Source organism: Dyadobacter jiangsuensis (assembly GCF_003014695.1).
In the GTDB taxonomy this organism is placed as follows: domain Bacteria; phylum Bacteroidota; class Bacteroidia; order Cytophagales; family Spirosomataceae; genus Dyadobacter; species Dyadobacter jiangsuensis.
This window is the reverse complement of sequence record NZ_PYAS01000011.1, coordinates 172,040-194,222: the sequence shown is the minus strand read 5'-3', so window position 1 is coordinate 194,222 and position 22,183 is coordinate 172,040. Positions and strand designations below refer to the sequence as shown.

At 52.2% G+C, this 22,183-nt stretch carries 17 protein-coding genes; 13 read left to right on the top strand and 4 right to left on the bottom strand.

The genetic code is table 11. The features are described from left to right. The first annotated feature begins 222 nt into the window (after positions 1–222). The 5 genes from CLV60_RS22285 (at position 223) to CLV60_RS22265 (ending at position 5,813) form a co-directional block, all read left to right on the top strand. On the top strand, positions 223–1,227 hold the full coding sequence (locus tag CLV60_RS22285) for a 2-hydroxyacid dehydrogenase (RefSeq protein ID WP_106597591.1): 1,005 nt from the start codon (positions 223–225) through the stop codon (positions 1,225–1,227). A 10-nt stretch (positions 1,228–1,237) separates the two neighbouring features. After that, a complete protein-coding gene (locus CLV60_RS22280; protein ID WP_106597590.1) occupies positions 1,238–2,689 on the top strand; it encodes an FGGY-family carbohydrate kinase in 1,452 nt (483 codons plus the stop codon). A gap of 109 nt (positions 2,690–2,798) precedes the next feature. Then, positions 2,799–4,256: an FGGY-family carbohydrate kinase gene (locus tag CLV60_RS22275; RefSeq protein WP_106597589.1), complete on the top strand. Its 1,458-nt coding sequence runs from the start codon at positions 2,799–2,801 to the stop codon at positions 4,254–4,256. Positions 4,257–4,258: 2 nt separating this feature from the next. Further along, on the top strand, positions 4,259–4,861 hold the full coding sequence (locus CLV60_RS22270; RefSeq protein WP_106597702.1) for a histidine phosphatase family protein: 603 nt from the start codon (positions 4,259–4,261) through the stop codon (positions 4,859–4,861). A 13-nt stretch (positions 4,862–4,874) separates the two neighbouring features. Continuing rightward, on the top strand, positions 4,875–5,813 hold the full coding sequence (locus CLV60_RS22265) for a glycerophosphodiester phosphodiesterase family protein (protein WP_106597588.1): 939 nt from the start codon (positions 4,875–4,877) through the stop codon (positions 5,811–5,813). Positions 5,814–5,830: 17 nt separating this feature from the next. On the opposite strand, the gene CLV60_RS22260 is transcribed toward CLV60_RS22265, so the two are convergent. Further along, positions 5,831–6,718 carry a KilA-N domain-containing protein gene (locus tag CLV60_RS22260; protein ID WP_106597587.1) on the bottom strand — a complete coding sequence of 296 codons (888 nt, stop codon included), beginning with the start codon at positions 6,716–6,718 and terminating at the stop codon, positions 5,831–5,833. A gap of 238 nt (positions 6,719–6,956) precedes the next feature. Here CLV60_RS22260 and CLV60_RS22255 point away from each other — a divergent pair, with 238 nt between their 5' ends. From CLV60_RS22255 to CLV60_RS22245, 3 genes are all read left to right on the top strand, one after another. After that, positions 6,957–7,310, top strand: a complete 354-nt coding sequence (locus CLV60_RS22255; protein WP_106597586.1) for a PadR family transcriptional regulator — start codon at positions 6,957–6,959, stop codon at positions 7,308–7,310. A 3-nt stretch (positions 7,311–7,313) separates the two neighbouring features. After that, positions 7,314–9,974, top strand: a complete 2,661-nt coding sequence (locus CLV60_RS22250; protein WP_106597585.1) for a permease prefix domain 2-containing transporter — start codon at positions 7,314–7,316, stop codon at positions 9,972–9,974. A gap of 133 nt (positions 9,975–10,107) precedes the next feature. Continuing rightward, positions 10,108–11,304 (top strand): L,D-transpeptidase family protein, encoded by a 1,197-nt coding sequence (locus CLV60_RS22245; protein WP_106597584.1) that lies wholly within the window; start codon positions 10,108–10,110, stop codon positions 11,302–11,304. On the opposite strand, the gene CLV60_RS22240 is transcribed toward CLV60_RS22245, so the two are convergent. The 3 genes from CLV60_RS22240 to CLV60_RS22230 all read right to left on the bottom strand — a co-directional run bounded on the left by CLV60_RS22240 (position 11,277) and on the right by CLV60_RS22230 (position 14,367). Next, positions 11,277–12,044, bottom strand: a complete 768-nt coding sequence (locus tag CLV60_RS22240; protein WP_106597583.1) for a murein L,D-transpeptidase catalytic domain family protein — start codon at positions 12,042–12,044, stop codon at positions 11,277–11,279. The genes CLV60_RS22245 and CLV60_RS22240 overlap by 28 nt on opposite strands. 279 nt (positions 12,045–12,323) lie before the next feature. After that, positions 12,324–13,181: a prephenate dehydrogenase gene (locus tag CLV60_RS22235; RefSeq protein WP_106597582.1), complete on the bottom strand. Its 858-nt coding sequence runs from the start codon at positions 13,179–13,181 to the stop codon at positions 12,324–12,326. A gap of 28 nt (positions 13,182–13,209) precedes the next feature. Beyond that, on the bottom strand, positions 13,210–14,367 hold the full coding sequence (locus tag CLV60_RS22230) for a pyridoxal phosphate-dependent aminotransferase (RefSeq protein ID WP_106597581.1): 1,158 nt from the start codon (positions 14,365–14,367) through the stop codon (positions 13,210–13,212). Positions 14,368–14,530: 163 nt separating this feature from the next. On the opposite strand from CLV60_RS22230, the gene modA reads away from it, so the two are divergent. The 5 genes from modA to CLV60_RS22205 all read left to right on the top strand — a co-directional run bounded on the left by modA (position 14,531) and on the right by CLV60_RS22205 (position 22,067). Then, on the top strand, positions 14,531–15,283 hold the full coding sequence (gene modA, locus CLV60_RS22225; protein WP_106597580.1) for a molybdate ABC transporter substrate-binding protein: 753 nt from the start codon (positions 14,531–14,533) through the stop codon (positions 15,281–15,283). Between the two features lie 187 nt (positions 15,284–15,470). Then, positions 15,471–16,145 carry a molybdate ABC transporter permease subunit gene (gene modB, locus CLV60_RS22220; protein ID WP_106597579.1) on the top strand — a complete coding sequence of 225 codons (675 nt, stop codon included), beginning with the start codon at positions 15,471–15,473 and terminating at the stop codon, positions 16,143–16,145. Then, positions 16,126–17,013, top strand: coding sequence for a sulfate/molybdate ABC transporter ATP-binding protein (locus CLV60_RS22215; protein WP_229211089.1), 888 nt, complete (start codon positions 16,126–16,128; stop codon positions 17,011–17,013). Before modB ends, CLV60_RS22215 begins: the two co-directional genes overlap by 20 nt. A gap of 165 nt (positions 17,014–17,178) precedes the next feature. Then, positions 17,179–17,856, top strand: a complete 678-nt coding sequence (locus CLV60_RS22210; protein ID WP_106597578.1) for an SGNH/GDSL hydrolase family protein — start codon at positions 17,179–17,181, stop codon at positions 17,854–17,856. Between the two features lie 197 nt (positions 17,857–18,053). Continuing rightward, positions 18,054–22,067, top strand: a complete 4,014-nt coding sequence (locus tag CLV60_RS22205; protein ID WP_106597577.1) for an FG-GAP-like repeat-containing protein — start codon at positions 18,054–18,056, stop codon at positions 22,065–22,067. Positions 22,068–22,183 lie beyond the last annotated feature (116 nt).

Genomic DNA, 22,183 nt, shown 5'->3' with positions numbered 1-22,183 from the left:
GTGGTCATGTGTGGTCATTTTTAGTCAGGTATTGTCATGAATGGCCATGATTCTCCTTGTGATATGCTGAATATGCCTGACTAATCTTGACAAAACGGACCACACATGACAAAACCTGACCACACATGACTACTCATGACCACACATGACCACACATGACAAAACCTGACCACAAATGACAACATGACCATCGTACATCAAAGAACCGTATCGACACCAAACATGAAAATCCTAATCACCGCCCCCTACCACGATAAGGCCCAGCAGGCGTTAAAAGAACAATTCGGAGAGATCATCTATAAGCCATGGAAGTTGCAGGAGCGGGCCTATAACGAGGCCGAGCTCATTGCATTGCTGACTGAAACCGCGGCCGGCGCCCTCATTACCGAGCACGATCACGTTACGGCTGCGGTAATCGAAGCGTTCCCGGATTTACAGTTTATCGGCGTGTGCCGCGGGACGCCTTCCAATGTGGCTGTGGCGACTGCTACGGCCAAAGGCATCCCGGTTTTCAATACCCCTGCCCGTAATGCACAGGCAGTGGCGGAAATGTTCATCGCGAACCTCATCAACCTCATGCGCAACACCCTGGAAGGCATCGCCTGGCTCGAAGGAGAGCATTGGGAGGCCGGCGCGCATACTTCCTATTTGCAGTTCAAAGGGAATGAAATTGCAGGAAAGACGATCGGGATGGTTGGTTTCGGGGCTGTCGGGCAAACGATCGCAAACCTCGTGAGGCATTTCCCTGCCGAAATCCTGTATTACGATCCGTTCTTTACTTCCGATGATCCCGATTACAAAAAGGTCAGCCTGGAAGATCTATTTCATCTATCAGACGTGGTGTCCATTCATTTACCGGTAAACAAGGAAACGGAGGGGATGATCGGGGAAGAGCTGATCGGGTTAATGAAAAAGGACGCGATTTTCGTGAACACGGCACGTGCGGTGGTTGTGAAACGCGAAGCGCTGCTTTCCGCCATAGAAAGCAATGCGATCCGCGGTGCAATCCTGGATGTTTTCGACCACGAACCGCCTGACGCACTGGATTATAGATTGATCCATCACAAAAATATACTCGCCACACCACACATCGCCGGGGCTACTTTCGAAGTGGAAGATCACCACGCCGACATTATGAACAAGGCCCTCCGCAGCTTTTATGTGGAAGGCAACCGGAACGTCCGCCAGTTGGTGAACCGCGAAGTATTGTCTGTCAAAACCCATTAATCCCAAAACAATGACTTTGAAACAGGCATACCTGGTAGCCGACATCGGCACAGGCAATGTACGTGTAGCCATCGCCAACCCCACCGGCACGATCCTCGGCGTGGCGAGCGGCGATATGCGTTACCAGAAAGACGAGCATTACCCCGAATCCATCTTTTTCGATCCCGATACACTTTGGGAACAGATAAAAGGCCTTGCTAAAACGGCATTGGCACAAGCAGGCGAGGTAACCATCACGGCCATCACCGCTACCAGCCAGCGCGAAGGCATTGTGGCGCTCGACAAAACGGGGAAGTCGCTGATCGGCATGCCTAACATAGACCACCGCGGTCGCGAATGGGAGGACATTACCCCCGACAAGCACGAAGTTTACAAGCTAACCGGTCGTTACCCAACTTCGCTTTTTTCAGCATTAAAACTCGTAGGGGTCCGTGAGCGGCGCCCGGAACTCTGGCAGCAGGTGTCGACATTCCTCAGCATCAGCGATTGGGCGCAATATATGTTTAGTGGGGTGCAGGGATACGAGCATTCGCAAGCGTCGGAAACGTTGCTCTACGATGTTGAGAAGGGACAATGGTCACAAGAGCTTTGTGCAAAATATCAGCTCGACACCTCGCTTCTGCCGCAACTGGTGCACTCGGGGACTATTTTAGGGAGAATACAACCCGATATTGCAACCGAACTCGGTATTTCCGATACGGCCGAAGTGGTGGTCGGCGGCTCGGATACCCAACTGGCGATCCTAAGTATCGAACCATCTGTGGAAGACATTGTGATCGTTTCGGGCACCACCACACCCATCATTAAAATAGCCGACCATTACATTACCGATGCCCGGGAGCGCACCTGGACCAACCGGCATACCGATCATACGAAATTCCTGCTCGAAGCCAACGCAGGCGTTACCGGCCTGAATTACCAGCGTTTGAAAGAAATTTTCTATCCTAATGAGCCTTATGAGCTAATCGAAACCGAGGTAGCGGCCATCCGTGATACGCATTGCGTGGGTGCATTGGGCTCGTTGCTCGCCGGTGAGCAATCCCCGTTGATCCGTGGCGGGTTCATTTTTAATACACCTGTGTCGCACCAGCTTAGCAGGGCGCATTTCGTGTGGGCTACGCTTTGGGATATTGCTTGCAGCATTTCGGAAAACTATAACGTCCTCCGCGAAGTAACAAACCACGAGCAGGATTATGTGTGGATGTGCGGCGGGGGTGTACGAAGCGGCTTGCTGCGGCAGTTTATCGCCAATTTACTAGGTAAAAAAGTGCTCATACGAACCAACTACCGCCAGGCTTCGGTCTCCGGTGGGGTAGCTATCTGCAACAATGCATTGGGTATTCCAAACCATTCACCGGAGACGTTAGAGGTTACGGAGCCGGATGGCGATGTTACTTATCAGGAATGGTACAATGAATGGAAAACTGCACGAAACACATTGAAATCGATTACGCGCCAATAATTTCATTCAACACCAATCTTTCGGTGCGCTGCACCCGACACCGAAATGTTAGATCGCGAGGTGCAGCGCACCGTAATAATCTATTTTCAACCGAAACATTGAATTAAATATGCATTCATATTTCATAGGAATCGACGTCGGAACACAGGGCGTGCGTGTGATACTGCTCGATGAAACGGGCCGCACGATGGGCAGTAGCGAGAAGGTCTTCCCGCTCACGCCGCATTCGCGCGAGGAGCAATCGCCGGCGCTGTGGTGGGAATCGGTCATGGCCTGTCTGGAAAATCTGCTCATATCCGTCCGCGAAGTCATTGATTTGAAGGACATCAAGGCAGTATCCGTTACATCTACATCCGGCACCGTCATTCCCCTGGACGCGGATAACGAGCCGCTGCACAATGCTTTGATGTACTCCGACACCCGCCCTACCGGGGAAGGAAAGTATTGCCGGGAAATTGCTGAGCGCAGTCACCCGCAAGGCTACACGGGTTTCAATGCGTCCAGCGGTTTGTCCAAAATGGTGTGGTATTCCAACCATTTCACCGAAAAAGCAGCGGATATCAAAACCTGGATTCATGCGACAGATTTTATCATCGGGAAACTCTGCGGCGACTTTGCTACGACCGATTATACCAATGCATTGAAATCGGGATTTGACGTCGGTACCGGCGAATGGCCACTTTACCTCACCGAGCACTTGCCGTTACGGAAAGAATGGCTGCAAAGGGTGGTCCCGTCGGGCACGCCAGTCGGCCGTCTGCTGCCGGTACTCAGCGAGCAACTCGGGTTGGCGCAAATTCAGGTCATAGCAGGCATGACCGACGGATGCGCATCGCAGGTAGCCTCCGGTGCCGTCCGACCGGGAGATTGGAATACCACCATAGGCACCACGCTCGTCGTGAAGGGCGTCACCACACGCGAAGTACGCGACCCGGAAGGCCGCTTATACAGCCACCGCCACCCCGAAGGCTACTGGATGCCCGGCGGCGCAGGGAATATCGGTGCCGACTGGGTTTCGGCAGGCTTTGCGGACGATCTTCCGGCATTAGCCGAGGCCGCCGCAAACCTCATCCCCACCGGCCTGATCGCCTATCCTTTGCTGCAACAAGGGGAACGTTTTCCATTCATCGCGCCCCAGGCACGGGGTTTTGCACCTGAAAACGCCAGCCGTGAGGGCACATTCACTGCAAACATGGAAGGCGTCGCATTTGTGGAACGCTATGCTTATGAAATGATCGAAGGCGTTTCCGGCGAGGAGGTGAATGCAGTATACACGGCCGGCGGCGGCAGCAACAGCGACGTCTGGCTGACCATCCGCGCCAATGTGCTCAACCGCCCCGTACACAAATGCGGGAATGTGACCGGCGCCGCCGGTGCCGCGATCGTCGCCGCGGCAGGTTCGCATTACGGGACACTCACCGAGGCTGCACAAGCCATGACACGCATTGAGAAGACGATCCGCCCCGTACCGTCATTGGTCGCCGCATACACACAACAATACCGGAGTTTTATCCATACTTTAACCGAAAAAGGTTTCATAGCAGGGCCTGTGCCCGTAATCCATTGACCATGCTTCACATATATCTGCTCCGCCACGGAGAAACATTCTGGAACGCCGACGGCAACCGCTACTGCGGCGCGACAGACATCGGGCTGACTGAAAAAGGCCTCGAACAGGCGCATTTGGCGGCGAAATTGCTGAAAGGCATTGCGTTCGACGCCGTGTATACCTCGCCGCTCCAACGCGCACACCACACCGCCACCATCGCCTCGGGCAATCACCCGGGCATTACCGTCGACCAGCGGCTGATTGAAGCCTCGTTTGGTGAATGGGAAGGCAAAACGCGGGCGGAATTTATTGCCGAAAACCCCAAGCTCTGGGATGCGTGGGCGCACGAACCCGATTACGCACGTGCGGGTGGTACCGGCGAGACGGCCGTCGAGATCGTGACGCGCGTCGACGATTTCTTCAATGAGGTATTACAAAAACATCCCGACGGGACCGTGCTCGTGGTTGCACATAATGCTGTAAACCGGTTTTACATGGCCTGGAAGCTGGGTATGCCGCTCAAAAACTACCGGCAGATCGTCCAGGAGAACTCTTCGGTTACCTTGTTCAGTCTGGACCCGCAAGGCGAATTCAGTCTTTTAAAACTCAATTGCCGCTCTTAATTTTTAGATAATCATGAAAAAGAAACTCCTTAACCCCTTCATATTAACTGCATTGCTTTCGCTTGGCAACTATTTTACCAGCCACGCGCAGAGCAAGCTCAATGTGCTGAAAATCAAAACGGCAAAGGATTTGCATGCCTATTTCCAGTTCACCGGGAACGATCCGATCCTGATCGCCGGGCACCGGGGCGGAATGGTGAAGGGCTTTCCCGAAAACTCCATTGCTACTTTTGAAAATACATTGAAGCACACCCCGGCTTTCTTCGAAATCGATCCGCGATTGACCAAAGACAGCGTGATGGTGCTCATGCACGACGCCACCCTCGACCGCACCACCACAGGCAAGGGTAAGCTATCGGATTACACTTATGAAGAGCTCAAAAAATTCCGCCTCAAAGACGCCGAGGGCAATGTCACCGACTTTCCTATCCCGACGCTTTCGGAGGTGATCGAATGGGCGCGCGGTAAAACTGTCCTCAACCTCGACCATAAGGACGTCCCTCTGGCCATGACCGCCGCATTGATCAAAAAGCACAACGCAGATGCATTCGTAATGCTCACCGTGCACAGCGCCGCCGAAATGACCTATTATTTATCCCAAAACAAAAACCACACATTCTCGGCATTCATCCGGAACATGAAAGAGTATGAGGATTACGAAAAAGCCGGTGTGCCTTTCACCCAGATGATCGCCTACATAGGCCCGCATGTGAAGCCCGAGAACAAGGAATTATATGCATTACTGAACAAAAAAGGCACGATGTGCATGATCTCAGCCGCATCTTCCTACGACAAACTGAAAACCGCCGAAGAACGTAAAGCGGCTTACCTGGCCATCGCCCGTGACGGCGCGTCCATTCTCGAATCAGATCTGCCGATCGAAGCCGCGGAAGCAGTGATGGAATACGCGCAGAAGAAAAGTCCCAAACAGAAGTTTTTTGGGAAGAAATAGATTCGGCGGCTAGCCGCCTATTTGAGTTCCTTATTTTCAAAATCTGAAAATGAGGATTCGTTTTCCCTCTTTATGGGCTTTACAATGTCAAGTTGCACCAGTGTTTTACGTTGGTCATTACAGGTTTCGTCCAATATTTTGAAGCGCTCCCGCTTGCCCAGCCCAGTTTTAATTAACACAGAATTCAGGTTTTCAAGATTTGAAAGTATGGTTAGTTCATTAATGCTAGCCATATCCCGGATATTCTCCCCGGCCAGATGGCGCTGGGGATTCGCGTCGCGCCATTGTTTGGCTGTACAACGAAACAGCACGAGGTTGAGCAAATCGGCCTCATCCGCGTAAAGCAGCCATTCTTTCGCCTGCGAGTAACCGGCTTTCGGAATGAGGTAATCCCGCACCGCCGTTGTGTGTATTTGGTAGTTTGCTTTGGATAGAATACGCTTTACGTTCCATTCTAATCCATACCGGTTATTTTCACTCTCTTTAAGCCGCTGGTATTCCCTGATTACATATAGCTTAAATATCGGATTAATCGCGGACCCAAATTCGAATGCTATATCCTTATGCGCATAAGTTCCTCCATACCTGCCTGATTTAGAAAACATCCCAATCGCATTTGTATTCTCAATCCAGTTCGAAACACTCATTGTAAAAGTCGGGACTCCGGCCTCTCGCCTAAAGTGGTCGAATTCGACCACTTTAAAATCAGGATTGTAGATCACTTCCCAGGTTCCCAGAAATTCGATGGTAGCACGATTTCTGATCCAGTTTTTGATAACATCCGCTGCCCTGCCTGCATCCTCTTTCCCCTTTACCATGTCGGTAAGGCAGATGTAGTCATTGTCGTTGATGGTGGTGATAGATATGTCGACATTATCCACCGTGATTTTACTCAGCTTCGCCATAGTGTGATGATTTTGATGTAAATGCTTGAAATCTGATAAAGGAAAAACTTGGCTGATTCTATTGCATTCAATTTTGCTGATAACTTTTTAAACCCCGTACAGCACCGGACGATCTTTGTTCAAAAACGAACAGGGCTTTCTCATAAAATCCCCGTAAATTGAATGTGGGCGCTGTTTTCAAAGTCTGGCAAGATATTTTACATACAGAAATAGATGAAATAAATCCGGACACATTCCTATGAGACGAAGCGATTTGGGTGAATTTGAAGAAATCGTATTACTGGCCGTGGCGGCGCTGGCGCCGGGAGCTTACTCGGTGAGTATTGCCGAAGAACTCGAAAGCGAAACCGGGCAGACTGTGAGCACCGGCGCCGTACATGCCGCGTTGCAGCGGCTCGAACAGAAGGGCTACCTGAGCTCGCACCTCGGCGAGGCCACGCAGGAACGCGGCGGACGTCGCAAGCGCCTGTTTACGGTTACCGCTTATGGTGGAAAGGTCCTCCATGAGGCGCGCACCGTCCGCAATAGCCTCTGGAACCGCATTACCCCTTCCGAACTATCCAAAATGGGCCTCGACTTTTCAAACAGCTGACCTATGCGACCACCACTTCCTCCCCGCTGGCTGGACAAGCTCGCCACCCGCATATGTGCGCCGCACCTGCGCGAAGAGCTCCTCGGCGACCTGCACGAACGCTACGCCTTGCGCCATCGCCGCGCGGGTACACGCAAGGCCAATTTCTTCTTCCTCCGCGAGGTAGCCGCATTGTGCCGCCCTTCGATTATGAGGAGAAACCCATCCCCGTACGGCACGCCGTCGGCATTCAGCCGCGATATGCTGCGCAATTATTTCAAAATAGGCTCGCGCGTCCTGCTGAAAAACAGCGGCTATTCGCTGATCCATTTGACCGGACTTTCCATTGGCTTATGGGCCTGTATGATGGTGGCTACCGTGGTGATCGACAGCCTTTCGTACGACCGGCAATGGAGCCGGAAGGATGATATTTACAGGATTGTCACGGTGAACAAAATGGGCAAAGACCTTTCCGAACGCAATTCTTCATCTCCGATTGGCCTCGCGCCGGAGTTGGAGAAAAATTATGCGGAAGTTGAGTCATGGTCCACGGTAGATTCATTTGAGAAATATTTCAAAATCCGCCCGGAAGATAACGACGGCATCAGCACCAATTTACTGACCGCCGACACGTCGATCAGCCGCATATTGGACATCAAGCTGCTCGCCGGAAGTCTCAAACATTCGACGCAAAAGCATTGGAGTTTGCTCGTGACACGAGCCTATGCCGCCCGGATATTTCCCGGTCAGGACCCGGTTGGAAAGATCATCTACGACATTCCTACTTTCAGTTCCGAGCCGACTCCTTATGAAATTACCGGTCTGATCGACGATTTGCCCTACAACAGCCACCTGCGCGCCGATGCTATCCGATTTCAAGCCGCAAAGCCCGAACCGCTTGTCAATGATGGCATCATGTCCTTCGGACGCAATTATATACTGCTGAAACACGGCACGGATGTCACACAATTCACGAAGAAAGTCAATACCTGGTATACCCGGTTTATGAAAAACAATAGCCGGGAACAATTCGAGTTTCAACCATTGAAAGACATTTACCTCCACTCCGATTTCGCGGATGGACAAGAAGTAAAGGCGAACATCCGGACGATCTATATCTTTGGCGGTGTTGCATTGCTGCTGCTATTCATTGCCTGCGTCAACTTCGTCAATCTCAGCACCGCCAAGGCATTTGCACGGGTGAAAGAAGCTGGCGTCCGGAAAGTACTCAGCGGGTCGAGGACGCAACTAGTGATGCAGCTTTTGACCGAAACCCTGCTTTTGTTCGGTATTTCAGTCGGTATTGCGGTTTTCGCCTATTTCTTCACATTGCACCCGGTCGAGAACTTCCTTGGGCACCGGCTGGTACTGACGTTTACTTCCAATATCCTGATGGCGGGAGGCGCACTGCTGATGTTTTTCCTCACCGCACTGCTTACAGGCCTTTACCCGGCCTGGGTTATTTCGGGTTTTAAACCGGCCAACACATTACGCGGCATATTTACAGCGTCGTTGGGCCAAACAGGGCTTCGCAAAACGCTTGTGGTAGCACAGTTCTCTATTTCGATCATCGTGCTGCTCGCTACCATCGTGGTATGGCAGCAATTTGACCTGATGAAAAACAAAGAACTTGGCTACGATAAAAACAACCTGATCGGCATCGAGCAGATTTCGTGGAATGGCAAGGGCGAAGCATTCAAAAGCGAACTGCAAAGGATACCGGGTGTCATGCGCAGCAGCCTGAGTATGTGGATGCCTACGGAGGGCGCCGGCTATATGCAGCGGGAGGTTGATGATCCTGCACACGCCGGCCGCCGCCTGCGCGTGTGGTACATAGCCGGTGATGTGGATTTGCCTGCGACGCTGGGATTGAAATTGGTGAAGGGCCGCATGTTCAGCAACCGTTTCGCCGACGCAATCAATGCCGACTCGCTGCGGGAAAAGGATTTCGTCAAGTTTGAAAAAGCGCAAATGAACCAGAATTCGCTGATGACTGCCTCTGCCGCGAAAATGCTCCGCATCAAACAGCTGGATGTGCACGCCAAAGATGCACAATCGGTGCCGGTGGGCGTCGTCGGGGATTTTCATAACGAATCACTTTATGAACCCATGAAGCCCACGCTCATTCTTGCACAAAAAGCACCTGAATATGCGAGTATGCTCATCCGCATTCAGCCCGGTACTGAAATGCAGGTTGGTGCGGGTGTGCGTAAGCTCTGGAAACATTTCTTTCCGGAAAAGCTGCTGCGCATTCATAATATTGAAGACAAACTCGCCAAACAATACGAAGCTGAATCCAAACTCCATCAGCTCTTCCTCTTTTTCAGCGGACTTACGATGTTCCTTTCTGCGCTGGGCATTTTCGGACTGGTCGTACAGGCGGCCGAACAACGGGCCAAGGAAGTCGGTATCCGCAAAGTGTTGGGCGCGTCGGTGGCGGGTATTGTGGGATTGATTTCAAAAGATTTTGTAAAACTGGTGGTGATCGCCATCATGGTAGCTTCGCCGCTGGCGTGGTATGCGCTGCAAAAATGGCTGGAAAGCTATCCTTACCGGACCACGATCCATTGGTGGGTGTTCGCGGTGACGGGCGCTATGGCATTGGCCGTCACGATTGGTACCGTTAGTTTTCAGGCGATCCGCGCCGCCACGGCCGATCCGGTCCGCAGCCTCCGCAACGAATAATCGATTTAGGGAATTAAAGTACAGCGATGCCACTTTAATTCCCCATTTTTGAGCTGCGGGCAGGTTGTCCTTGCCCTTTTTCAGTTAGCATGACAATTGCATGTTATCTTGCAGCACCAAATCATCGTTCGTAATGCAAATGCTGTCCGGTCTGGGCAAAGCCCGCTATGTACCCCTCCTGATACTTTTTACCCTCGCCATCATGCAGTCGTGCCGGAAGAACCCGAAGGACATGACCGACCAGGAACTGGCAGAGGCCATCAGCAGCGAGGATATTTACCAGGAACTCCTTTCGCAGGCAGGCGAAGCGGGAATCAATACCCAAAAATTTGAAACGAAGGATACCATTGCGCCGGTTTTCGCGCTGCTGGAAGAAATCGCGTTCGGACATAAGCCCACCATCCGGTTTACCCAAAAGAAGGTGAAAGCCGATACCGCGTTGATCCGCAATGCGGCAGAAGAACTGGCAAAAGGGGAATCGATTGAGCGGGTAATGGAACAATTGGAGCCGGTTTTCCCGGTTTACCACAACCTGAAAATCCATTACGACCGATTGATCAAATCGAATAAGAAAGACAGCGCCGCTTATGTCGCCCAAACGCTGAATGCCTACCGCTGGATTCACCGGCAGATCCAGCACGCGCCGCGTTTTGTAATGGTCAATATCCGCGGCGCTTACCTCACGGCCATGGACTCCGCAGGCAAGAACGTGCTCACCATGCGTACCGTCGTGGGCAAGCGCGACACACCTACGCCCACGATCGACACCTACGCGACGAGCATTGTGACGCACCCCTACTGGAATGTACCTAAAAGCATTGCCATCAAGGAAATATTCCCCAAAGCGGCTGCCGATCCCGAATACCTGACCCGAAACCGCATTCAGGTGATTGGAAAGGACGGGCAGGCTATCAACCCCGAAGAATTGGAATGGGGCGACCTTACCGCCGATCAGTTCCCGTATCGTTTCCGCCAGGAGACCGGCGAGGACAATTCACTGGGTTTGTTAAAAGTAGAGATCAAAAACCCGCTGGCCATTTACCTGCACGATACCAATGCCAGGTACCTTTTCAAAAGCGACAAGCGCTGGCGCAGCCACGGGTGCGTGCGCGTGCAACACCCCACCGACCTGGCCAATTACATGGCGGGTACCCAGCTCCTCGACAGCGACTTCATGACCGAACCCGACAGCGTCTCACACCCGCCGAAATGGCACAAGCTGAAAGTACGCGTACCCGTGTTTTTGCTGTATTTGCCGGCAGATTGTAATGAAAAGGGTGATCTGATGTATTTCCCGGATGTTTACAAACGCGAAGCGCCCAATGCCTGAACTTCGGAAATAGCCTCCATTCCGGCCAGTAACGACGATTTCTGAATATAATGCTGGTCGCCGGAGTAGATGAAAAGCCCCGCGCCATTGTAGAGCATATTGATCAGCTTTTTAGAGTCGGCGATCGAAACGGCCGGGCAACCGAGACTGCGCCCGAGGCGACCGGTATTTTTAATAAAAGTTTCGCTCACGTAATTCGCACCGTGCATCACAATCGCACGTTCCAATGCACGGTCATTAATACCCTTTTCAAGCCCTTCCAGCTTTAAGGAAAGCCCGTGCTTGCCCTGGTAGGTGCCTAATGTTTTGTAAAAACCCAAACTCGATTGGAAGGAAGAATTCGCATTTGAAAAATGCTCGGCAAACTCATTACCCGAGTTTCGTCCATGCGCCACATAAGTATTGTAAAGCACCTTCTTTTTCAGCAGATCGATCACGTACAACCGCTTGTTGCGCGACGATTGCGTAAAATCGCAGATCGCCATGATCGGGTTATCGAGCTTGATTTTCTGAAAACCGAACCAGGCGCAATAGAATGCGCGTTCCGACAAGCCTTGCTTTTTCAGGCCAAGCGAGTCATACAATGAAATCCATTCGGAACGGGTAACAACCGAGTCGGTTTTCGCGACCGGCGATGTTTTTAGAGTAGAATGATTGGAAAGTGAGTCGGCCCGGTGCACACCTAACGAAATGCCTGCTGCTATCAATACCGCTGCCAAAACCCCATGCGCTTTTGTCATTTCCTATTGTTTTGTTGAGACTATATGCTTCAAAATCAATCAAGAAGGGCGTCGCTAAACGACCCCAACTTAACAGCCCTGAAAACGCAAATGGTTCCGAAAAATTTCAGAACCATTTACAATATACTAATAATCAATAACTTAAAAACTACAATTCTTAACCACACCTGACCGCTGAGCACCGACAGCTGACCGCCGAACAGTTATCATTGCCCCATGCGGCGGTCGGCTGTCAGCCGTCGGCGGTCAAAAAAATGACAATACATGACCACCGCCTGACTACTTCTTCTCAATCCCCGCCAAAACCCGCCCGATATCATTTGCCCGGGCCATATAAGACAAGCTGGCGTCCATATCGCGGCCATCGATCGCCTCTTTGAACTTTTTCAGCAGCTCGATATAATCGCCCAATGCCTTGGAAACATTCTTTTTGTTCTGGTCGAAAATAGGCGCCCACATTTGCGGAGAGCTTTTGGCCAAACGTACTGTGGAAGAAAAACCGGTGCTCGCCATATCGAAGATCGCGCGCTCGTCGCGTTCCTTATCCAACACAGTCATACCCAATGCAAAAGAGCTGATATGGCTCAAATGCGATACGTAAGCCAAATGCAAATCGTGCTCGACGGGCTTCATGTAATGGATTTTCATGCCCACATCGCGCAGGAACGTTTCCACCAACCCCACCGAATCAGGGCTACTCTTTTCCTTGTCACAGATGATCACGTTTTTATCGATCAAAAGCTCCCGGAATGCCGCGCCAGGGCCCGAGTTTTCGGTCCCGGCCATCGGGTGTGCTGCCACAAACTGGCCGCGTTTAGGATGCTTATCTGCCAGTTTGCAGATCAGCTCCTTGGTAGAACCCAGGTCCATGATCGTCCGGCCGTCGGGCAGGTGATCGAGCATGTAGGGCAACAACTTGGTAATGGCGTCCACGGGCGTCGCAAGCACGTTCAGCTCGGATACCTGCAATGCCTCGTCGAGCGTCAGGATCTCGTCTACGATCCCTTTCGCCAATGCTATTTTCTGATTGACCGCCGAGTTATCCACACCCACGAATTTCACGTGCGGGTATTTCTCGCGCAGTCCCAGGGCAAACGACCCGCCGAGCAGGCCAACCCCTATGATACTGATGATCATTATCTTAAATTTTGAAAATCCTGAAATATTACCCTTTAATCCGCTCCACTGCCTGCCAGATTCTCTCTTTGGGCAAGCATAGTGACAACCGGATATAGCGCTGGCCTTTCGGACCAAAAATGAAGCCCGGCGCGATGAACACATGCTTGTCAACCAGCAGGCTGTTTACCAGCGCTTCCGCCGACTCTGTGGAGTCGGGCAGCTTGCCCCAGAGGAACATGCCTTCCTGCTTGTCGTCCCATGTACAGCCCAGCGTGCGCAAGAGCGCCTCCGACGCTTCCAGGCGGCCCTGGTACACTGCATTACGCTCCGCGTGCCATTCGGCCGAGTTACCTAATGCCTTCGCCCCAGCCTCCTGCATCGCGAAAAACATGCCCGAATCGACATTGCTCTTGATCGTCAGCACCGCGCTGATGTACTCCTTCGCACCCGACAGCCAGCCCATACGCCAGCCCGCCATGTTGTGCGACTTGCTCATCGAATTCAGCTCGATCGCCACCTCTTTGGCTCCCTCCACAGAAAGCAGGCTGATAGGCGCTTTCTTGTTCAGGATCAAGCTGTAAGGATTATCATGACAAAGCAATATCCGATGCTTTTTGGCAAATGCAACCGCCTCCTCGAACAGCTCCTGCGTAGCGGGTGCACCCGTGGGCATATGCGGGTAATTGAGCCACATGAGCTTCGTTTTCGGCGTAATGAGGCTTTCCATCGCATGCCAGTCGGGCTGCCAGCCGTGGTCTTCGCGCAGCGGATACTCCTTCACCACCGCACCGACCATCTGGCTCACGGCGCGGTAGGCCGGGTAACCCAGCTCGGGTACCAGCACCTCGTCGCCCGAATCGAGGAACGTCAGCGATATGTGGGTAATGCCCTCTTTGGAACCAATGAGCGGCAATATTTCAGTATTCGGATCGAGTGTTACGCCATAGGTACGATAATAAAAATCTGCCACTGATTTTCTGAAAGCGGGGGTGCCTGTATAAGGCTGATAACCATGCGCCTGTGGTTGATAGGCAGCGGTTGTCAATGCTTCCAGCGTTTCTACTGAGGGCATCATATCCGGGTTTCCGATCCCGAGATTGATGACGTCATGCCCTTCGGCAATCAGTTTGCGCACTTCGGCCAGCTTCACCGAAAAATAGTATTCCGATGTCTGCCTGGTGCGCTGTGCAGTTTCTATGATCATTATAATGATTAAATTGTGCTTTTAGCCATTGGCTATAAGCGGTTAAATCGTCCGTCCGGAACAGCCCGGCGAAACGGGGCGCAATTTACGACAATTTCCCGAGGGGACGCTCCGCGGAGCCTGTAAGCGGTTATTATTGCAAAACAATATTTTAAATTGCGGCATGAACAAACTACGTATCCTCGCCCTTTTTGCTGTATTTCTCGCCGGTTGCTCCAAACCGTCGGAGAAAATCGTCGTCGCCACCGCTGCCAACGTGCAATATGTGATGAAGGAAATCCAGCAGGAATTCGAGAAAGAATCGGGCAAAAAGATCGAGATCGTAGTCGCATCATCCGGCAAACTCACCACGCAGATCCGCGAGGGCGCGCCATTCGACGTATTCGTTTCCGCCGACACCAAATATCCCGAAGAAATCTTCAAAAACGGCGGTTCCGATTTAAAACCGGAAGTTTATGCCAGCGGCGCATTGGTACTCTGGTCGAAAGACATCCCGGAAACCGAGCTCAAACCGGAGGTATTAGCCACGGATCAAGTCAAAAAAATAGCCGTCCCCAATCCCAAAACGGCCCCCTATGGCGAAGCCGCCGTGCAGGCATTGAATGCATTGAAGCTCTACGAACAAACCGAAAAGAAGCTCGTTTACGGCGAAAGCATCGCGCAAACAGCCCAATACATTACCACCGGCTCCGTGGAAGCGGGTTTCAATGCATTATCCATTGTATTATCCCCGGAAATGAAAGGAAAAGGACATTATGTGCTAGTCGATTCAACCCTTTACAAACCCATTCAACAAGCAGCTATTTTATTGAAACACAGCGAAACGTCTCCCAAAAAAGCTTCCAGCGAACAGTTTTATCAGTTCCTGTATTCGGCTAAGGCGAAGGCTATTTTCAAACGGTACGGTTATAAATAACGTTGTCGGATGTAGTCAAGTGTTGTCAGAAGTGGTCAGGAATAATCATTGAAAACGTAAACAATAATTGACAATACATGACTACACATGACTACACATGACCACACCTGACTACACCTGACTACACTTAACAACACCTGACTATTCATCGCACCGGCGACCCGGTCATTCAATCATTCAAAATTACTTGGACCCCCAGCCACTCCTGCTAACCTTCAAACTCGCCAGCATCACTTCAATTCTGCTGCTAGTGATCGCCATGCCGATTGCCTACTGGCTCGTTTTCGGGAAGTTCAAAGGGCGAGGCGTGGTGGAGGCGCTGATCGGCATGCCGCTCGTGCTGCCGCCATCGGTGATCGGGTTTTATTTGTTGCTGGCATTCAGCCCGTCGCATTGGTTTGGGGCAATGGTCGAGGAATATCTGGGGATAAGGCTCGTTTTTTCGTTCCCGGGGCTGGTGATCGCTTCCATTTTGTACAGCCTGCCATTCATGATCTACCCTATCCGGGCCGGCCTGCAATCGCTGCCAGCGTCGTTACGGGAAGCCTCCTATACGCTCGGCAAAAGCGAATGGCAGACGTTCGTGAAAGTGCTCCTGCCCAATTGCAAACCGGCCATTCTCACGGCATTTGTACTCACATTTGCCCATACCGTCGGCGAGTTCGGCGTGGTACTGATGATCGGCGGCAATATCCCCGGCGTCACCAAAGTGGCGTCCGTAGCCATCTACAACGAGGTGGAGGCGCTCAACTACCCCGCTGCCAATGCGTACGCGATGGTGCTTTTTGCGATCACTTTCGTTATTTTGCTGCTGGTCTATTCCATTAACAACCGCCTGCTCCGTGTCCGACAACCTGCTTGAAGTCCATATCCGGCATACATTACACACCGCGGGTGGGATTTTACCGATGGAAGTGGATCTCACAGTGACCGGCCACCGCATTCTCGCCCTCACCGGGCCATCGGGTGCGGGAAAGACCACCTTGCTGAGGCAAATCGCCGGACTTGCCATGCCCGAATCCGGCAGGATCACTTTTGGCAAAGATCCCTGGCTGGACACAGCAAACGGCATTCACGTTCCGCCACAGCAACGCCATATCGGTTTTGTTTTTCAAGATTATGCATTGTTCCCGAACATGACAGTCATGCAAAATCTTGAATTCGCATTACCCAAATACCATAATCAGGAGCTGATCGGCCATCTGCTCGAAATCGCGGGCCTTACCCAACTCATCGACCGCAAACCGCACCAGCTTTCGGGCGGGCAGCAGCAGCGCGTCGCACTCACCCGCGCGCTCGTACGCGAACCCGACTTGCTTTTGATGGACGAACCTTTCGCCGCCCTCGACCCCGATATGCAGCTGCAATTGCAGGATTTGCTGCTCAGACTACGCCGCGAGCGACCATTTACCGTCATACTCGTAACCCACGATATGGGCGAGATTTTCAGGCTGGCCGATCAGGTGGCCATCATGGAAAACGGCAGGTTAATCCGCATCGGATCGCCGGCCGAAGTGTATTTGAAGGATCAAACAGAGGCGCTATTCATCTACGGCGAAGTGCTTACGCTTGAACGAACCACCGAAATGCTGACCGTCCACGCCTGGGTTGACGGAAAGATCCGGCAATTCACTGTTCCGACGCATTGGGGGGTGCAATTACAGCCAGGCACCAAGTTCACGTTGCATTACAGCGGGGCCGATGTGGAGGTTCGCATTCTCAAAACTTGACGGCCGACCGCTGACCGCCGACGGCCGATCGCATTTTAAATCAGCAGATGTCACATTTTAAATCAGCGGATCTACCATCGGAAATCGGCGGTCGGCGGTCGGCGGTCAAAAGGGTAACTTCCCCCCACAACCGTCTTTTCACCAAAAAATCCATACAATCAATCCATGAAAGTACTTTTCAAACTGCTTCAAATTGCCATTGTCGCACTTCCATTGCTCGCTATGCGTGCCGATAAGCCGCTCCGTGTCGTTTTCTTCGGCGATTCCATTACCCAGGCCGGCGTGAGCCCTACCGGCTATATCACCAAAGTAGGCGAAATGCTGAAAGCGAAGGGCCAGGACAGCCAATATGAGCTGATCGGCGCCGGAATCGGCGGCAATAAAGTGTATGACCTCTATTTAAGACTCGAAGACGACGTGCTCGCCAAGAAGCCCGATGTCGTATTCATTTACGTGGGTATCAACGATGTATGGCACAAAGCCTCGTCCGGCACCGGTACCGATCCCGACAAATATGTGAAGTTCTACGAGGCGTTGATCAAAAAACTGAAAGCGCAGAATATCCGCGTGATCGTGTGTACGCCTACCGTCATTGGCGAGCGCAATGACAATTCCAATCAGCAGGACGGCGATTTGAACCAGTATTCCAAACTGATCCGCGAAATCGCGACGCGCAACAACCTGCAATTGCTCGACCTGCGCAAGCATTTCCAGGACTATCTGGCCAAAAACAATCCTGAAAACAAGGAGAAAGGCATCCTCACCACCGACCGCGTACATTTGACAGACGCAGGCAACCAGTTCCTGGCAGAGAAAATGCTGGAAGCGTTGGTGCAGAAATAATGCATTGAAATAGCATAACTACTTGAAGCCGGTTCCGGAAACTATTTCCGCGACCGGCTTTTTACTTACCTGTTTTCCGTTCGCTAACCCATCCCGTTACCTGATCATCGGATTTTAAAAGAGTTTGTGATTCCTACAAAATTGAGGTCGGAGCTTATCGCTTCGGTTTTGCACTTCAACTTAAACTCTTCTGATCCATGAAACAGCACCTCCTGCTATTGTCCATCGCGGCATCTATCGTCACCCTGTTTATTTACGCATTTAACACCTGCTATTCTCCGGCTTCTTTGCACTCAGCCGCCAACAGCAGTCCACAAATTTCTGCCCAACACATCACCAACCATCTCCCTGCCGGTCTCGCCGAAACCATAGCCGCCCGCGAGTACCACATTTCGTACGACCGCACCAAACGCAGGCTCCAAAGCCCCAATCGAAAGCACAATCTCCGGGCATACTATGAGCCTGGGAACCTTACCATTCAGAACCGCATCGATTCCTCGGGTTATAATTTTTCGTTTGCACTGAAAAATGAAGGCATTTTCGCCGACGGCCTCCTGATCGACGTGCCCGATCCGGCTGCCAAACCTGAAATACTGGAAAACAGGCTACTGATCCGCCATGCAAAATTCACGGAGGAGTTTGTGAACAATGCAGATGGCGTCAGGCAGAATTTCATCGTTCACGAGGCACCCGCAGGTACTCATGACCTTCAAATAAAATTAGCTGCTTGTGGCCTGAATATTCAGGATGGTGCTGAGAATGAATTGCTGTTTTTTGCCCAAAATGACAAAACCAATCCGCGGCTTATCTACCGCGATCTCAAATGCTGGGACGCGCAGAACCACCCGCTTACCGCGCACCTGACCGCCGTGGGGCAACAAATTCAAATCACCGTGGATGTCCGCAACGCCACATATCCCGTAACGATCGACCCTATTGTCGTGAATGGCAATCCTGTCAATGCAAATGCGCTGCTGCAATCGGATCAGGCAGATGCCTGGCTGGGGTTTTCGGTCGCTAGCGCGGGAGATGTAAATGCCGACGGTTTTAGTGATGTACTGGCCGGAGCACCGCATTATGACAATGGGCAAGACAGCGAAGGGGCTGCATTGCTCTACTATGGTTCTGCCAACGGGCTCAATCCGGTACCTACGCTTTTGGAAAGCAACCAGGCCCACGCCGAAATGGGTTACTCGGTTTCCGGTGCCGGGGACATCAACGCGGACGGGTTCAGCGACATTGCCATCGGCGCTCCTTTTTACGATAATGGGCAAGCCAATGAGGGCGTGGTATTGGTCTATTTGGGATCTCCCAAAGGTATAAAGCCCAACCCGGTGACGATGCTCAAAGGAAACCAGTCCGGAGCACAATTTGGTATAGCCGTTGCATTGGCAGGCGACATCAATAATGATAATTACAGCGATCTCGTTGTGGGTGCAAACGAATTCGACCAGGGGCAGTTAAATGAAGGGGCGGCATTTGTTTACTATGGTTTTAAAACAGGCATAGACCCTAACAAGGTTACGATCCTGGAAATGAACCAGTCTATTTCGGGAATGGGGACTTCCGTAGCAGGTGCCGGGGATGTCAATGCCGATGGTTTTGGTGATGTGCTTGTCGGTGCGCCGTTTTACGACCAGGGAGAGTCCAACGAAGGTGCTGCACTTGTATACCTGGGCAGCTTGCAAGGGATATCGCTGGTACCTTCCATCATACAAAGCGACCAGAGCGACGCGCACCTGGGAACGTCGCTGGCATCCGCAGGTGATTTGAATGGTGATGGCTTTTCCGATATCATCCTCGGCGCACCGCGTTACGACAAGGCGTATCCGGATCAGGGTTTGGTCAAAATTCACCTTGGTTCTGCAAATGGAATCAATGCCAACGCTTCCATCACGCTTGTGGGACAGCAAATGGAAGAGGAATTCGGGCGTGCGGTAGCCTGTGCGGGCGATGTGCAGGGAGACGGCTATGCCGATGTGCTGATTGCGAGCAAAATGCAGGGCAAGAACCTGCCCAATGAAGGAGTGGTGATGCTTTTTTCCGGAATTCCGGCAGGGATTGGTAAAAAGCCCGCGTCCGTTTTTAAAAGTGCCCAGGCCCATGCATACCTGGGCCAGTCCCTTGCTAGCGCAGGCGATGTCGATGGGGATGGTTACAGCGACATTGTTATCGGAGCCCATCTTTATGATCAGGGAGAGAGCAACGAAGGGGCTATCATGGTCTGGCACGGCAGTGCATCGGGACCCGATACCGCTACCGCAACGGCCCTGCATTCCATTCAACCCGAATCTCAATTCGGATATGCGGTATCGGGAGCGGGCGATGTTGATGGGGATGGCTACGATGACATCATCGTCGGCGCACCGCATTATGACAATGGCCAATCCGAAGAAGGTGTTGCATTTCTGTTTAAAGGAACACCGGGCGGCATCGGCAAAATCCCCGCCCATATACTTGAAACCGATCAGGCGGATGCCGGATTCGGCACCTCGGTTTCCGCGGCGGGAGACGTCGACGGTAACGGGTATGGTGATGTTATCATCGGCGCCATGCATTATCACGGCGGCGAAGACGAAGAGGGTGCCGCATTTGTTTACCTTGGCTCGTCGGCAGGACTCCACTCCGCCCCCATCCAGCTCGAAAGCAACAAAACCGGTGCATGGTTCGGTTGCGCCGTAGCTCACGCAGGCGACCTCAACGACGATGGTTTTTCCGAAATCATCATCGGAGCGATGAATTATTCCAATGGACAGTCCGAAGAAGGAGCGCTCTACATATTTCCCGGTTCGATCAACGGCTCCGACATCGCCGGGCTGCGGATCGTCGAAAGCGACCTGGAAGATACCCGGCTCGGCAATGCGGTATCCCCTGCCGGCGATTTGAATGGCGATGGCCACGACGACCTCGTCGCGGGCGCATACAGCATGGGCGATTACGATGCTGGGGCTATTTTAATCGGTTATGGGAAAGCGCATTCACTGGACTCGCTTACAATAGACTGGATGAAGGGTACTCAGGATCAGGCGCATTTCGGCTGGGATGTATCGGGTGGCGGCGATGTGAATGGCGACGGCTTTCATGACCTGATCGTCGGTGCACACGCTTATGACAACGGCGATGGTGCCGCACACATTTACTATGGCTCACCTGCGGGCATTACGCAGGCGAACGCCGCACACCTGTACGCGCATGAAACGGGTATGGGCGCCGCCATGGGTGAGTCCGTAGCGGGTGCGGGCGATCTCGATGGCGACGGTTACAGCGATGTGATCATTGGCGAGCCGTGGTTTATCGATGAAAACACCTCGGTACCTACCGGCCTGGCGCTGATCTATTACGGATCACCGGCGGGGATCAATACAAGCCCCCAGCGTATTATTGGCAATGTCAACGACACCTACGATTTTTTCGGTTGGGCAGTGGCAGCCGCCGGTGACGTAAATGCGGACGGTTACAGCGATATGATCGTGGGCTCACCCAATTTCAGCTCCGGCCAGACGGATGCGGACGCTGCCTTTGTTTATTATGGAAATAATGGTCGGGGTTTACGGAACAACATCCGCCTGTACAACTCGGATCTGGTTAGCCTGCTGAATTACCAGCAGCACACCAAGAGCAATTTTGGCATCGGATTGGCCGCCAAATCGTTCCTGGGCCTAAACAAAGGAAAATTGATATGGGAAGCAGTTTCAAATGGTAATGGCTTCACGACCGGCGCGAATGGCAAACTTGCCCATAGTACTTCCTACACCGGATCTCAAAAAGGATATCACAACCTGACGGGCTCCGAGTTGAAGAGCCTGATCGACAAACCAGGATCCGCGACGAACCTAAGGGTTAGAATCAAATACAATGCTGCCCTTGCTTTGACGGGGCAGATTTACGGCCCCTGGCGCTACGTGTCCGGCCCGTCTGCCGGTACAGCGAGCGCACCGGTGCCACTCATGCCCGGGCATACCGCCAACGGAAATCCCCTCGCATTAACCTACGTATATCCGAACCCGGCAGCGTCCGTCATATATCTTCATTCCGAAAAACAGAATCCCATTGCCGAAACGATACTACACACCTCCGACGGTTCGGTCATCCGAAAGTGGACAGACGGCGCCGATAAACTGGACATTAGCGGAATCCGTCCGGGCCGCTACCTCTTGCTCATCCGCTATTCCAACGCCACCAAAAGCACCCATTCTATTGTGCTGCGTTAATTATCCGGCGGCGACATTCCGGAGATCAACGAACCACGTGCTAAGCGGTTTCCGCCTGAGAATAATCGCTTAGCCTTTTTGATTCCCACGCTCACAAAATTTGGGCGCGGGAATAT

What these genes read in the sequence shown, in the direction of transcription:
- CLV60_RS22210 (WP_106597578.1), top strand. Translation starts at nt 17,179, where the DNA reads ATGAAAGTACTTTTCAAACTGCTTCAAATTGCCATTGTCGCACTTCCA.
- CLV60_RS22230 (WP_106597581.1), bottom strand. Translation starts at nt 14,367, where the DNA reads ATGATCATAGAAACTGCACAGCGCACCAGGCAGACATCGGAATACTAT.
- CLV60_RS22205 (WP_106597577.1), top strand. Translation starts at nt 18,054, where the DNA reads ATGAAACAGCACCTCCTGCTATTGTCCATCGCGGCATCTATCGTCACC.
- CLV60_RS22250 (WP_106597585.1), top strand. Translation starts at nt 7,314, where the DNA reads ATGCGACCACCACTTCCTCCCCGCTGGCTGGACAAGCTCGCCACCCGC.
- CLV60_RS22260 (WP_106597587.1), bottom strand. Translation starts at nt 6,718, where the DNA reads ATGGCGAAGCTGAGTAAAATCACGGTGGATAATGTCGACATATCTATC.
- CLV60_RS22245 (WP_106597584.1), top strand. Translation starts at nt 10,108, where the DNA reads ATGCAAATGCTGTCCGGTCTGGGCAAAGCCCGCTATGTACCCCTCCTG.
- CLV60_RS22275 (WP_106597589.1), top strand. Translation starts at nt 2,799, where the DNA reads ATGCATTCATATTTCATAGGAATCGACGTCGGAACACAGGGCGTGCGT.
- CLV60_RS22285 (WP_106597591.1), top strand. Translation starts at nt 223, where the DNA reads ATGAAAATCCTAATCACCGCCCCCTACCACGATAAGGCCCAGCAGGCG.
- CLV60_RS22265 (WP_106597588.1), top strand. Translation starts at nt 4,875, where the DNA reads ATGAAAAAGAAACTCCTTAACCCCTTCATATTAACTGCATTGCTTTCG.
- modA (WP_106597580.1), top strand. Translation starts at nt 14,531, where the DNA reads ATGAACAAACTACGTATCCTCGCCCTTTTTGCTGTATTTCTCGCCGGT.
- CLV60_RS22235 (WP_106597582.1), bottom strand. Translation starts at nt 13,181, where the DNA reads ATGATCATCAGTATCATAGGGGTTGGCCTGCTCGGCGGGTCGTTTGCC.
- CLV60_RS22280 (WP_106597590.1), top strand. Translation starts at nt 1,238, where the DNA reads ATGACTTTGAAACAGGCATACCTGGTAGCCGACATCGGCACAGGCAAT.
- CLV60_RS22270 (WP_106597702.1), top strand. Translation starts at nt 4,259, where the DNA reads ATGCTTCACATATATCTGCTCCGCCACGGAGAAACATTCTGGAACGCC.
- CLV60_RS22240 (WP_106597583.1), bottom strand. Translation starts at nt 12,044, where the DNA reads ATGACAAAAGCGCATGGGGTTTTGGCAGCGGTATTGATAGCAGCAGGC.
- CLV60_RS22255 (WP_106597586.1), top strand. Translation starts at nt 6,957, where the DNA reads ATGAGACGAAGCGATTTGGGTGAATTTGAAGAAATCGTATTACTGGCC.